Origin of the sequence: Nevskia sp., assembly GCF_021732705.1 — a bacterium.
Classification (GTDB): Bacteria; Pseudomonadota; Gammaproteobacteria; order Nevskiales; family Nevskiaceae; genus Nevskia.
Genome location: NZ_JAKFUM010000009.1, coordinates 1 through 12133, shown reverse-complemented (window position 1 = coordinate 12133; position 12133 = coordinate 1). Strand labels below are relative to the sequence as shown.

The 12133-nt window shown below is 66.7% G+C and carries 12 protein-coding genes and 2 tRNA genes; 8 read left to right on the top strand and 6 right to left on the bottom strand.

Annotated features, from left to right (window positions below; translation table 11 throughout):
• Positions 1–4: 4 nt before the first annotated feature.
• The 8 genes from QZ951_RS10810 to QZ951_RS10775 all read left to right on the top strand — a co-directional run bounded on the left by QZ951_RS10810 (position 5) and on the right by QZ951_RS10775 (position 7243).
• The gene (locus QZ951_RS10810; RefSeq protein ID WP_293000591.1) at positions 5–727 is read left to right on the top strand and encodes a hypothetical protein; all 723 of its coding nucleotides are present in this window, start codon (positions 5–7) and stop codon (positions 725–727) included.
• On the top strand, positions 724–1488 hold the full coding sequence (locus QZ951_RS10805) for a hypothetical protein (RefSeq protein ID WP_293000590.1): 765 nt from the start codon (positions 724–726) through the stop codon (positions 1486–1488). Before QZ951_RS10810 ends, QZ951_RS10805 begins: the two co-directional genes overlap by 4 nt.
• A gap of 16 nt (positions 1489–1504) precedes the next feature.
• On the top strand, positions 1505–2266 hold the full coding sequence (locus QZ951_RS10800; RefSeq protein ID WP_293000589.1) for an Abi-alpha family protein: 762 nt from the start codon (positions 1505–1507) through the stop codon (positions 2264–2266).
• An 82-nt stretch (positions 2267–2348) separates the two neighbouring features.
• Positions 2349–3635, top strand: a complete 1287-nt coding sequence (locus tag QZ951_RS10795) for a DUF445 domain-containing protein (protein WP_293000588.1) — start codon at positions 2349–2351, stop codon at positions 3633–3635.
• Entirely contained in the window at positions 3632–4411 is a 780-nt protein-coding gene (locus QZ951_RS10790; RefSeq protein ID WP_293000587.1) for an outer membrane lipoprotein-sorting protein, read from the top strand. Before QZ951_RS10795 ends, QZ951_RS10790 begins: the two co-directional genes overlap by 4 nt.
• A 146-nt stretch (positions 4412–4557) precedes the next feature.
• Positions 4558–4634, top strand: a tRNA-His gene (locus tag QZ951_RS10785).
• A gap of 17 nt (positions 4635–4651) precedes the next feature.
• A tRNA-Lys gene (locus QZ951_RS10780) sits at positions 4652–4727 on the top strand.
• A gap of 140 nt (positions 4728–4867) precedes the next feature.
• Positions 4868–7243, top strand: a complete 2376-nt coding sequence (locus QZ951_RS10775) for a M20/M25/M40 family metallo-hydrolase (RefSeq protein WP_293000586.1) — start codon at positions 4868–4870, stop codon at positions 7241–7243.
• Here QZ951_RS10775 and QZ951_RS10770 read toward each other — a convergent pair.
• The 6 genes from QZ951_RS10770 to QZ951_RS10745 form a co-directional block, all read right to left on the bottom strand.
• Positions 7197–8294 (bottom strand): ABC transporter permease, encoded by a 1098-nt coding sequence (locus QZ951_RS10770; RefSeq protein WP_293000585.1) that lies wholly within the window; start codon positions 8292–8294, stop codon positions 7197–7199. The genes QZ951_RS10775 and QZ951_RS10770 overlap by 47 nt on opposite strands.
• Positions 8291–9157 carry an ABC transporter ATP-binding protein gene (locus QZ951_RS10765; RefSeq protein WP_293000584.1) on the bottom strand — a complete coding sequence of 289 codons (867 nt, stop codon included), beginning with the start codon at positions 9155–9157 and terminating at the stop codon, positions 8291–8293. The genes QZ951_RS10770 and QZ951_RS10765 overlap by 4 nt, the downstream gene beginning before the upstream one ends.
• Complete coding sequence (locus QZ951_RS10760; protein ID WP_293000583.1) at positions 9150–10226, bottom strand: 3-oxoacyl-[acyl-carrier-protein] synthase III C-terminal domain-containing protein; 1077 nt, start codon at positions 10224–10226, stop codon at positions 9150–9152. Before QZ951_RS10760 ends, QZ951_RS10765 begins: the two co-directional genes overlap by 8 nt.
• The gene (locus QZ951_RS10755; protein WP_293000582.1) at positions 10223–11002 is read right to left on the bottom strand and encodes a hypothetical protein; all 780 of its coding nucleotides are present in this window, start codon (positions 11000–11002) and stop codon (positions 10223–10225) included. The genes QZ951_RS10760 and QZ951_RS10755 overlap by 4 nt, the downstream gene beginning before the upstream one ends.
• 1 nt (position 11003) lies before the next feature.
• Positions 11004–11489 carry a YHS domain-containing (seleno)protein gene (locus QZ951_RS10750; protein WP_293000581.1) on the bottom strand — a complete coding sequence of 162 codons (486 nt, stop codon included), beginning with the start codon at positions 11487–11489 and terminating at the stop codon, positions 11004–11006.
• A 129-nt stretch (positions 11490–11618) separates the two neighbouring features.
• A partial coding sequence (locus QZ951_RS10745) for a hypothetical protein (RefSeq protein WP_293000708.1) occupies positions 11619–12133 on the bottom strand: 515 nt, incomplete at its 5' end.

The following is a 12133-nucleotide window of genomic DNA, read 5'->3' as shown; positions in this document are numbered from 1 at the left end:
GACGATGAAAACGCTGCTGGCGGCAATCGGGCTGATCGCGATCATCGGCGTCGCCGCCGGCGTGGTGGTCGGCGTCTGGGTGTTCCGCAATGTCGATGCGCGGCTGCTGCTGACCAACCAGCCGGCGACCGTGATCATTCCGGAGCCGCTGCGGGTCTCCGCGCAGGTGCTGAACAATCTCGAGATCTCGCTCGACACCAGCATCACCACCACCGTGCCGGTCGATCAGATGATCACGATCCCGATCGCCGAGACGCTGAACGTGATGGCCGATTTCGACGGCGATGTGCCGATCAAGATCAACGTGCCGGTGCGGGACAAGATCCAGATCGACCAGATTCTCGACATCGATACCGTGATCAAGGCCGAGATCCTCGGCGACAAGCACGACCTGCCGCTGCGAGGAAAGATTCCGGTCAAGGCGACGGTGCCGGTCAGCCTGAACATTCCGGTCGATCAGCTGGTGCGGCTCAAGTTCAAGGCCCCAGTGCAGGCGCGGCTCAAGCAGGCATTGCGGGTGCCGTTGAAGGCCGACATCTCGACCACGATTCCGATCAAGAGCCAGATGAGCGTGCCGGTGCGCTCGGCGCTCGAAGCGAGCATCACCATTCCGGACCCGGCGAAGATCGTCATCGTCGAGTCCGACCTGCTGCTGCCGCTGCGCACCGTGCTGCTGAGCCTTGGCCAGCATGGCAATCCGGCGCCTGCGCCAGCGCCGGCACCGTGAAGAAGCTACTGGCCTGGCTGGCGGGACTGATCGGCGGCGGCGGGCTGCTGGTCGCCTGCGGCCTGTTCGGCTTCTGGCTGTACTCGTATCTGATCGTCGGCCTGACCGTCAGCAACCAGCCGGCGCTGATCACGCTACCGCCGACGTTCACGGCGAACGCCCAGGCGACCAACGATGTCACGATCAACCTCGACGGCTACATCGACGCGACCGTGCCGTTCAAGCAGACGCTGAGCCTGCCGATCGAAGGCGACTACACCGCCGACATCGATCTGGATACTGTCGTTCCGCTGAAATTCACCATCGAATACAAGGGCTTGATTCCCGTCGACACGTTTGCCGACATCAAGGGCCGCACCGATTTCCTGTACCAGAACGTCAAGCGTCTGCGGAACGTGGCGTTTTCCGGCCGGGTTCCGCTGCAGTTCGAGCAGCCGGTGAAGTTCGTCGTGCCGATCGACACCCAGCTGCGGGTCAAGTTTCACGGGCCGATCGGCCTGAAGCTGAACCAGACCATCGCCGCGCCGGTGGACACGGTGCTGACCACCCGGATCAAGGCGCAGCGCGAGGTGACGACGCCGATCCTCGCCAAGTTCGGTCTGGCGGTGACTTCACCGACGACCCCGATCCCCGTCATCATCCAGCATTCGGATCTGAAGCTGGAGGTCGACACGCTGCGGCTCGAGCAGGCGCCGGACCCGGCGCTGCCGAAGCGCGCGTCGCCGACGTCCAGCCCAACCGCATCGCCCCCCACGCCCTGAGCCTGCATCGAGCCCCATGAGCAAGAAGAAACCCCCGTCGATCTGGCAGCGCGCGATGGAAGCCGTCGGCGAAGACGGCGCCACGCCGGCCTCGATCGGCAACCGCCTGCTGGCGCGGATGCCGGGTGGCGCGCTGGTGCAGGAACAGATGGACAAGGTCGAGAAGCGCCTGCTCAGCGAGCTGAAGCAGCGCCTGGACCGGATCGAGGGCGAAACCTCGCAGACGGTGCAGGTGGTGGCGTTTTCGATGGACACCACCGAGGCCACGCACGCGCCGACCCGGGACCTGCGCGAGCCGGGCGAACTGCTGCGGCAGCTGTTGCAGACCTCATCCGAACAGACCAAGGAACAGGCGGAACTCGCGTACTACAGCATCCTGATCCGCAACCTGCTGCCGGACGAGGCGCGCATCCTGTCGGCATTGTCGGATGGCTCGGCCTATCCGCTGGTGAATCTGGTGGCGCTGTCGAAGCTCGGCATGGTGTCGCACTCGGTGCTCGAGAACACCAGCTCCGTCGGCCGCGCGGCGGGCGTGCAACTCGTTGAAATGACGCGCGGTTACATCCAGCGGCTGATGGCGGCGGGGCTGGTCGAGACCGGGCCGGAGGACTACACGATGACCACCAAGTACGAAATCCTGGAAACCGACGATTTGCTGCGCAAGCTGATCAACCAGATGAAGGCCGGCGGCCAGCGCAGCCAGATCAAGCGCCGCACGCTGAAGATTTCCGAGCTGGGGCGCAATCTCTGGGAAGCCTGCCGCGTCACCGAAGACTGAGCCGACGCGGCAGCGAACAATGAAGCGGCGCTGATCGAAGCGCCGGCACGAAAAAGCGGGATCACGCGAAAGGGGAAGGGCAATGCAAAGCTGGGCACAGATCGTCGCGGACGTGCAGCTGAACTGGCTGCTGTACCTGTCGATGCCGTTCGTTGCGGCGCTGATCGGCTACGTCACCAAGATCGTCGCGATCAAGATGATGTTCCAGCCGATCGAGTTCGTCGGCATCAAGCCGTTTCTCGGCTGGCAGGGCATCGTGCCGCGCAAGGCGGCGACGATGGCGTCGATCGCCTGCGACACCATGACCTCGCGCCTGATCAAGCCGGAAGACATCTTCAACAAGCTCGATCCGGACCGCATTGCGCGCGAAATCGAGAAGCCGCTGCTGGCGGCAGTCGAGGACATCACCCGCGAAGTGGCGGCGGTCTATTCGCCGGGCTTGTGGGAAGCGGCGCCGGAAGCGGTCAAGCGGCTGATCATCAGCCGCATCCAGCATGAGGCGCCGAACATCGTTCGCGCGATCATGGTCGACATCAAGCAGAACATCGACTCGGTCTTTGATCTCAAGGACATGGTCGTTTCGAACCTGCTGCGCGACAAGCCGCTGCTGAACCGCATCTTCCTCGAAGCCGGCAGCGGCGAATTCAAGTTCATCCGCAACTCCGGCATCTACTTCGGCTTCCTGATCGGCGTGGTGCAGGCGGTGACCTGGGCGGTGACGCAGAACCCGCTGGTGATGCCGATCTTCGGCCTGTTCACCGGCTGGTTCACCGACTGGCTGGCGCTGAAGATGGTGTTCAACCCCAAGCACCCCACCAAGTATCTCGGTGGCCTGATCGAGTGGCAGGGCCTGTTCCTGAAGCGCCGCGCCGAGGTTTCGGCGGAGTACGGACGCCTGATCGCGAAGGAAATCGTCACGCCGCGCAACATCATCGACGCTGTGCTGAAGGGCCCGCTGTCGGACCGCCTGTTCAACATGGTGCAGAAGCAGGTGCAGAAGGTCGTCGACGAGCAGTCCGGCATCGCCAAGCCGTTCGTCGTGTTCGCCGTCGGCTCGACCAAGTACCAGGAAATGAAGCGTTTGGTCGCGGAAGAAATCATGAAGCGGCTGCCGGAAACGCTGAAGCACATCGAGGCCTACGCCGGCGATGCGATGGCGATCGAGAACACGCTGGCCTCGAAAATGACCGAGCTGTCGGTCGAGGAGTTCGAGGGCCTGCTGCATCCGGCGTTCGAGCAGGATGAATGGATCCTGATCGCGGTCGGTGCCTCGCTCGGCTTCCTGGTCGGCGAAATGCAGGTGTTCGTCATGGAGCATCTGGCGAAGAAGGCCGATCACGTCACCGCGGCGCTGTCGCTGCTGCAATGACGCGACGGCGGTGGGCGGGCGCTGCCGCCATCGCGGCGGCACTGCTTGCGGCGGCACCGGTCGAGGCCCGGGACGAGGCGGGTCTGCGCGCCTGTCTGCGCGCGAACCTGTTCGAACGCTCGGTGGCGCAGGACATCACCATCGCCCAGTCGGACGCCGCCGGCATGATCCGGCGTCTGGCGGGCCGCTGGTACTGGCAGCGCGACGGCGCCGATCAGCGCGGCATGCTGAAACTCGCGGCCCCGGCCGATCTGGCCGGTGCGGCCTACCTGCTGACGACGAAGGATGGGCAGGAAGCGTTCTTCCTGTATCTGCCGAGCGTGCGCAAGGTGCGCAAGGTCGTTGGCGCGACGATGGCGCAATCGCTGTTCGGCAGCGGCCTGTCGGCGTTCGATCTGAAATTCCTGTTCAGCGGCCTGGTCGGCGGGCAGCTGACGCGGATCGGCCCGGAAAAGGTCGGCAACCGCAGTGCCGAACGCTGGCGTTACCTGCCGCCTAGCGATCCGAACATCCTGTACGACCGGGTCGATCTGGTGATCGACGAGGTCTGGTGCCTGCCGCTGAGTGCCGATCTGTACGGCGGCGTGCCGTGGAAAACCTTGACCGTCGACACCGCCAGCGTGCAGAAATCGGGCAATCGCTGGCGCGCCGGACGGCTGCTGCTGAAGGACTTGCGCGAGGGCAATCAGGCCGAGATTCGCCTCGGCACCGAGCAGGTCGACACCGCGTTGCCCGCCGCCCTGTTCGACCCGGGGCAGTTTTACCGGGCGAAATAGTTCGAAATCCGTCAGAAAAGACTGGCACTCTGCTCACGTCCGGGTATACTGCGCGCCGCACTGAGGTGCAGCGGTCCGGTACCTCGCAAATCGCAAGCTTGCAAACGGTTCTGGGTGCGAAGGGCTGAGTCGCAAATACGCTTATGGTGGGCGTAGCTCAGTTGGTTAGAGCTCTGGATTGTGATTCCAGAGGTCGTGGGTTCGAGTCCCATCGTCCACCCCATTTTCAGTATGTCGTGCGGGTTGCTAGCTCAATCGGTAGAGCAGCTGACTCTTAATCAGTAGGTTCCCGGTTCGAGTCCGGGGCAACCCACCACTACATGCAATCTGGATCGAAACGGCCCGCCAACGCGGGCTTTTTTGTGGTCGTCGTTCCGGCGGCCCGCAGGCCGAGCGCGCGAACGCCGCGCAAGCGACGACAATCGACGCCATCGCCTTTCCCGGATACTGCCGCCGATGCCGTCCGCCTCCGTAGCCGCCGCCGCGGCCCGCAACTTCGTCATCGCTCTGGCGCTGGCTGCGCTGCTCGCGATCGTCGTCGCGATTCGCTACCAGCCCAGCGCGCCGCGCGGCGCCGATGCGCCGGCGACCGAATTCTCGGCCACCCGCGCGCAGGCCGCGCTCGCGACGATGCTCGGCGACGGTGCACCGCATCCGATCGGCACACCTGCGCATGCGGCCGTGCGCGACCGGCTGCTGAGCCAGCTGCGCGACCTTGGCTACAGTCCGGAAGTGCAGATCGGCAGCGCCTGCGACGAATGGGGCAACTGCGCGCAGATCGAAAACCTCGTCGCCCGGCTCGATGGCCGCGAACCCGGTGCGGCGGTGCTGATGGCGGCGCACTACGACTCGGTGGGCGCCGGCCCGGGTGCGGCGGACGACGGTGCCGGAGTCGCCACCGTGCTCGAGATCGCCCGTGCGCTGCGCAGCGCGCCGGCGCCGCGGCACGCCGTGATCCTGCTGCTGAGCGATGGCGAGGAAGTCGGCCTGTTCGGCGCGAGGGTGTTCGCCGACGGGCATCGCTGGGCCAGAGAGGTGAAAGCGGCCGTCAATATCGAGGCGCGCGGCAGTTCCGGGCCGAGCGTGCTGTTCGAGACCGGCCGCGCCAACCGCTGGGCGATGCGCGCGTACGCGCCGAAGGTGCAACTGCCGATCACCAACTCGATCTACTACACCGCCTACCAGTTGCTGCCGAACGATACCGACTTCACCGTATTCAAGGCCCACGGCTGGCAGGGTTACAACTTCGCGTTCTCCGGCTCGGTGCAGCATTACCACACGCCGCTGGACGATCTGGCGCACCTGTCGCTGGCCAGCGTGCAGCATCAGGGTGACAACGCGCTGGCCATGCTGCGGGTGCTGGCGAATGCCGATGTCGCCGCTCCCGAAACCCAGCAGGCGCACGATGCGGTCTATCTCGACCTGATGGCCGCCACGCTGCTGCAGTGGCCGGCGTCATGGGCGCCCGTGCTGGCCGGGATCGTCGCCGTGCTCTGGCTTGCACTGGCGATTGCCGGGCGGCCGGCGGTGGGGCTCGGTCCGATCGGCTGGAGCCTGTTCCTCGTGGTGCTGAGCCTCGTCACCAGCGCCGCTGCCGCGGCCACCCTGCTGGAGGTGTTGCGAGCGGTCGGTGCCGTGCCGCCGGGCGCCGCCGGTTATCAATGGACGGCACGGCCGCTGCCGCTGCTGATCGCGATGACGGCGTGGACCGCCACCGTGCTCGCCGGCCTCACGGCCGTGTTTCGCCGGCGGGTCTCGGCTGCCGGCCTCGCGCTCGCGTTCGGACTGATCTTGCAGCTGTTGTCGCTGCTGACCGCGTTCCTGCTTCCGGGCGCCAGCTTTGCGCTGCTGCTGCCGGCGACCGCCGTGCTGGTCTGGGGCCTGCGACCATTTGCCGACGATCGCCCTTCCACCGTGCGCGACCTGCTGACGATCGCGGTGAGCCTGATCGTGCTGCTGCCGACGGTCTGGTTCCTGTATCCCAGCCTCGGCCTGGCACTGCTGCCGGCGATCGCGCTGCTGATCGCGTGGATGGCCGCGCCGCTGCTGCCGGTGATCGCGGCCTGCGGGTTGGGTGCGCAGCGTCGCGCTGTCGGCGGTTTTGCCGTCGTCGCCGTCATCGGCACCATGATCGCGGCGCGGCAGCCGGCGTACAGCGTCGATGCGCCGCAGCGCGTCAACATCGAATACGCGCTCGATGCCGACAGCGGCCAGGCGGAATGGCTGATCCGGCCGGATTCCGGTGTGCTGCCGCAGGCGTTCGGGACTGTTGCGACGTTCGCTCGACGCGAAAAGCCGCTGCTGCCGGCATCGCGCGGTAAGCCACTTTCGGCCCCGGCGCCTGCCGAAAACCTGCCCGCGCCGACGTTCACGATCAACCTGAGCTACCAGAAGGACGGCGTCACACACGGCCAGGCCACCTTGTCTTCCGTGCGCGGCGCGCCGACCGCCAGCGTCTGCTTCGCTCCGGAAGCGGGTCTCAAGCGCGTCATCGCCGCCAGCGCCGGTCAGGCGGCCGACGCCAAGAACGGCGATCAAGACTTGCCGAGCGCCCGCGGTGGTTGGCGTTGCGTGACGGATCACACGCTGACCCACGGCCGCAGCTCGGTCGTGACCTTCGAGCGCGGCAGCAGCGCGCCGTTCGAGGTGATCGTCAGTGATCGCAGCTACGGCCTGCCGGCGAGCGGCAAGGCCTTGCGGGACATACGACCGGCAAACGCGGTGCCGTCGCAGGACGGTGATGTGACACGGGTGTTCCGGCGGATGATGGTGCAGCCCGCTGCGGTCAGCGCGCCCGCTGGAACAGCGCCGCCGCCGCCAGCCCCAGGATGATCGCGAACACCGCAATCGGCCACGCCAGCGCCGGCACGGCCTCCGCCGGCAGGCCTTTCAGCAGCGTGCCGCGCACCACGCGCAGGAAGTGCGTCAGCGGCAGCAGTTCGCCGATCGCCCGGGCCCACGCCGGCATGCCGTGGAACGGAAACATGAAGCCGGACAGCAGCATCGACGGCAGATAGAAGAACACGCCGAGCTGCATCGCCTGCATCTGGTTGCGCGCCAGCAGCGACAGCGTCAGCCCAAGCGCAAGGTTGGCGGCAACGAACAGCATCACGGTGGCAGCCAAGGCCCACGACAGGTTCCGCCACGCCAGATCGAGCCAGACCGTGCAGATCGCCAGCAGGCCGGCGAACAGCAAGCAGCCGAGCACGAAGTACGGTGTTGCCTTGCCGACCAGCACCGCGGATTTCGGGATCGGCAGCAGCAGCAGGCTTTCGAAATTGCCGGACTCGCGCTCCCGCACCAGCGCGAATGCGCCGAGCAGCACCAGGGTCAGGGTCAGCACCACGCCGAGCAGCCCGGGCACGATGAATTGCCGCGAGTTGCCGCCGGGGTTGTAGCGCTTGTCGATGACGATATCGACCCGCAGCGGACGGTCGCCGGCAGCGGCCTGCGCATAGCGCGCTTCGGCCGCCTGTGTCGCGACGATCGACGCCACCGGATCCGTGGCATCCGCGATCAGCCGCACTTCCGGCTTCTGCCCGACCGTGGCCTTGAACCCGAACTGCGGCGGCAGTTCCAGCACGAACTGCACACGGCTGGTGGCCAGCCAGCGTTCGGCGACGGCAGCGTCGTTCGTGCGCGCGGCGATCCGGAAATAGCCGACGGCTTCGAGCTCGGCGACCGCGCGCTGCGTGAAACTGTCGTCCTCGTGTGCGACCAGCGCCGTCGGCAGGCCTTTCGGATGCAGGTCGATCGCAGTGCCGAACAGCAGCAGTTGCACCAGCGGCACGCTGATCAGCAGGGCCAGGGTCAGCCGATCACGGACGATGTGCAGCAACTCCTTGCCGGCCAGCGCCCGGACGCCGGCCAGCCAATGCTTCATCGGCCCGCTCCGCGACCGGCGGCGAGCCAGCTCAGGGCATCGCCGAGGCGCGCAGGTTCGCGGGCGTCGGCGGGCAGCGATCGAGCCGGTGCGATCACGCGCCAGCCGCTGCCGTCTCGCACCATCGCACCGTCGGCGACAACGGGCGGGGCGGCGGTCGCGGCCGATCGCTGCACCGCCAGCCCCAGATCGGCCGCGATGCGATCCGGGCGCCCGGTCGCGACAATCCGGCCGCCGTCGAGGTAGCCCAGCCGGTCGCAGCGTTCGGCCTCGTCGCTGTAGTGCGTCGTCACCAGCAGCGTCGTGCCGGCGTCGGCGAGGGCGCGCAGCCGCTGCCACAGCGTGTCGCGCGCCTGCGGGTCGAGCCCGGCGCTCGGCTCGTCGAGCAGCAGCAGGCGAGGGCGATGCAGCAGTGCCGCCGCCAGTGCCACGCGCTGGCGCCAGCCGCCGGACAGATGGCCGACGCGCTGCGCCTTGCGTTCGTGCAGGCCGTGCGCATCAAGCGCTTGCGCGACGCGCGCCGCTGGATCGGCCAGCGCATGGGCGCGGGCCAGGAAATTGAGGTTTTCGGCGATGCTCAGATCGTCGTAAAAGCCGCCGCGCTGCGGCATGTAGCCAAGGCCGCGCACTGGCCGCCCCAGCGGCTGGTCGAGACAGCGGCCGCTGCCCGCGCCGGGCCGCAGCAGGCCGCTGATGATCCGCAGCGCCGTGGTCTTGCCGGCCCCGTTCGGGCCAAGCAGACCGAAGATCTCGCCGGTGTCGATCGTCAGGTCGAGGCCGGTCAGTGCCTGCACGGTGCCGAAGGACTGCCGGATGCCGGACAGCACCAGCGCCGGTGCGCGTCCGGCTGCCGCCTCAGCCATGAACATAGACGAAGCCGCCGTACAGATAGTGCGTGGCTTCGGCGCCGACGATCAGCACCCGATCGCCGGGTGCCAGTTCGCCGCTGCGGCGCAGGTCGTCGAGCGCCACCCAGATCGAGGCGCTGCCGAGGTTGCCGACGACCGCGCCGTTGCCGCGGAATCGCTCCACCGGCAGGCCCATGCCACGCGCCAGCCAGCGGCCGATCTGACCGTTGGCCTGATGCGGAATGATGTAACGCACGGAATCGATCGCGATGCCGGCTGCGGCAGCGGCGGCGAAACCCGCGCGGAACAGCGCCTCGCCTTCGTCGCGCACCGTCTCGAACGGGTGATGGAAGGTCGATGTCACTCGGCCCTGACGCACCGCCGGATAGTCCGAGCCGCCGTCTTCGAGCAGGAAGCCCGGGTTGCGGCCCAGGCCGATATGGCCGAAGTACAGCGACTCGATCGCCGGACCGGGCGAGCCGTCGTCGCGGCCGATGACGACAGCGCCGGCGCCATCGCCCATCTGCATCAGATTGACCCACTGCGACGGATCGCTGGCCAGTGCGGCGGGATCGAAGAACACGGAACCGACCTCGCTGCCGACGATGCCGACCGGCGCCGCGCCCGGTGCTGTCAACAAACCCGCCGCCAGCTGCAGCGCATTGGCGAAGCCGGTGCAGGCCTGTCGCAGCTCGACGTATGGCGCGGCAACTCCCAGTCGATTCGCCACTTCCGCGATGTTCGGCGGCAGCAGCTTCGCCGGGGTCGTCGTGTGACCGATCAGGTATTGCAGACCGGCAGCGTCGACGCCGGCTTCCCGCAGCGCCTGCGCCAGTGCCAGCGCCGCGAGATCGGGGTTGCGATCACCATCGCGCGGGGACTCCAGCCGTTGCAGCCAATCCCGGCTGTGATGGCGATGGCTGACCGCCAGCCGTCGCGCCAGCGCATGGCCGGTGCGAACCGGCAGGCCGTCGAAGTTGCGCTCGATTCTCGCCAGCAGATCGGCGCTGGACAGCCGCTCGCCGGGCAGCGCGATGCCGGACCCGAGCAGCCGGAGTCGGCCCTGGACGATCCTTGCCGTCACGAAGCGATGGCTTCCGGTTCTATCCCGTCATCGACATCGGTCGAGCCCGCGACTCCGGCGCTGGCCTTCAGCCGCTGTCGCAACTCGGATTCGTCAATGCCCAGCACGGCGAACGCCGCGGCCTGCGGCAGCAGCAGCGCGGCGAAGGCCTCGCCGACGGTCATCCGGGCATGGCGCAGGACATCGGCGCCGAGACCGAGGTGCATCGCGGTTCGCCGGCTGATCCGGACATGGCGGGCTTCGTCGCGACGTATGCCATCGAACACCGCGAGCAGGGCAGGGTTGCGCGCGAGGGGGCGACCGGGCTGGCAGACGCCGGACAGCACGCGACAGAGGGCGGCATCCAGCGCGGCAATGTTGGCGAGGTGGCGCGCGGGATCGCGCTGCTGAATCTGCCGAACGAAGCGCGCTGCGGCGCGGGCCGGACGTTGCGATCGGGGTGGCGGCAGCGATTCGCACAGTTGTCCCAGCACGCGACCGTGGCGGCGCTCGTCGTCCTCGATGCTGCGCAAGGCCTGCGTCATCGCTGCCGGAAGGCGAGCCGACAGCGACTGCACGGCGCGCCCGAACGCCTGCTCGGCCGACGCCTCGCCGCAGATCAGCACCGGCAGCAGGTCCGAGATCGCCTGAGCCAGCGCATCGTCGGCCATCGCCCGCGGTGATGACGGCCAGCGCTGCGCGATCCGGCAGGCGCGACGGAGCTTGCCGCCGCCCGCGTCCGTGTCCGCGGTCGCTGGCGCGATCGCCAGGTTGTTGCCATCTGCGGCCGGCGGCATGTCAGTTCGCCGTCTCGATGCGGGCCTTGACCTCCGGCCAGTGCCGCTCGCTGTCGACCAGATTGCCCTTGACATCGGTCTGCCACAGTTTGTGGGCGAACCAGTTGTTGTTGAGATAGAGCTTGTCGTCGACGATTCGCCAGTGTCGGCCATCACCGGCAGCCACCCGGTCCAGCGAGGTGGCATAGGCGCAATAGCCACCGTACTGCGGTGCGTAGCGCTCGGGCATTGCGATGAAAAGATCGCGATGCTCGGCGCTGGCGAAGTGCCAGGTCGCACCCTGCCACTCGGTCGAGAACGCTTCCGAGCCGCGGACGGGCTTGCCGTCCGTGAAGTACGCCACCGGATCGTAGCCTTCGATCGCGGGTCCCTTGTCGGCACCGCTGATCACCGTCGCCGCTGCCGCCGGCCAAGGCAGCGTTGCCGTCGATGCCAGACAGATCGCCAGCAGCAGGTTGCAAAGCAAGCTTGCAGGTTTTGGCGACATCGACCGGCTCTCCATGTATCGGCTCGAAAAAAAGATAACAGTCGTTCGGTGACGAACGCTTGAAAGTGCATTAAATGTCAAGGCGACCATCGGTTCCGGCCCAACAACGGTGCGGCTGACAGTCGCAAGTTAACAAGTTTCATGTTTGAACACGCGCACCGCGTCGTAATTGAATTGGAGCGCTACGTTCGGATGCACGAAACGGTCGAAAGTTCCGCTGATCAAGGGCTTCAATATCGATGCATTCCGGTGCGCACTACGACGGTGCAAAAAAGCCGACATGAACAATGAAATCGTGCGCGGCACGCACGAATAACGTGATGAAGACAGGCCTGATGACAATTGCTTGACGATTATCAATCGAACTTTGATTGCCTCGAAACCGCGTGTATAAACCGCTTCTATAGCCGGAATCGGATTTCCGTCGTCAGGGCAGGCAGGGATGCGGCCATCTGGATGGCTGCAGACTTGTTTTAGATCAGTGCCATTGCGATCAGGTCCTGATAAAAACGCGTCATTATTGAGCCGGCATTCAAATGTTGAACTCAAGCGGCATACCGAACCGGCTCGTGTTGGAAGTAGCGCTTGATGCGGTCGGGCTGCCGCTGCACGCTGCGCAGGTGTCGGGCCGCCGCCTTGACGAG

Bases quoted from the DNA above. Each gene is read 5' to 3' on its own strand.
- QZ951_RS10775 (WP_293000586.1), top strand. From the start codon at position 4,868: ATGCCGTCCGCCTCCGTAGCCGCCGCCGCGGCCCGCAACTTCGTCATC.
- QZ951_RS10800 (WP_293000589.1), top strand. From the start codon at position 1,505: ATGAGCAAGAAGAAACCCCCGTCGATCTGGCAGCGCGCGATGGAAGCC.
- QZ951_RS10795 (WP_293000588.1), top strand. From the start codon at position 2,349: ATGCAAAGCTGGGCACAGATCGTCGCGGACGTGCAGCTGAACTGGCTG.
- QZ951_RS10755 (WP_293000582.1), bottom strand. From the start codon at position 11,002: ATGCCGCCGGCCGCAGATGGCAACAACCTGGCGATCGCGCCAGCGACC.
- QZ951_RS10770 (WP_293000585.1), bottom strand. From the start codon at position 8,294: ATGAAGCATTGGCTGGCCGGCGTCCGGGCGCTGGCCGGCAAGGAGTTG.
- QZ951_RS10765 (WP_293000584.1), bottom strand. From the start codon at position 9,157: ATGGCTGAGGCGGCAGCCGGACGCGCACCGGCGCTGGTGCTGTCCGGC.
- QZ951_RS10810 (WP_293000591.1), top strand. From the start codon at position 5: ATGAAAACGCTGCTGGCGGCAATCGGGCTGATCGCGATCATCGGCGTC.
- QZ951_RS10750 (WP_293000581.1), bottom strand. From the start codon at position 11,489: ATGTCGCCAAAACCTGCAAGCTTGCTTTGCAACCTGCTGCTGGCGATC.
- QZ951_RS10790 (WP_293000587.1), top strand. From the start codon at position 3,632: ATGACGCGACGGCGGTGGGCGGGCGCTGCCGCCATCGCGGCGGCACTG.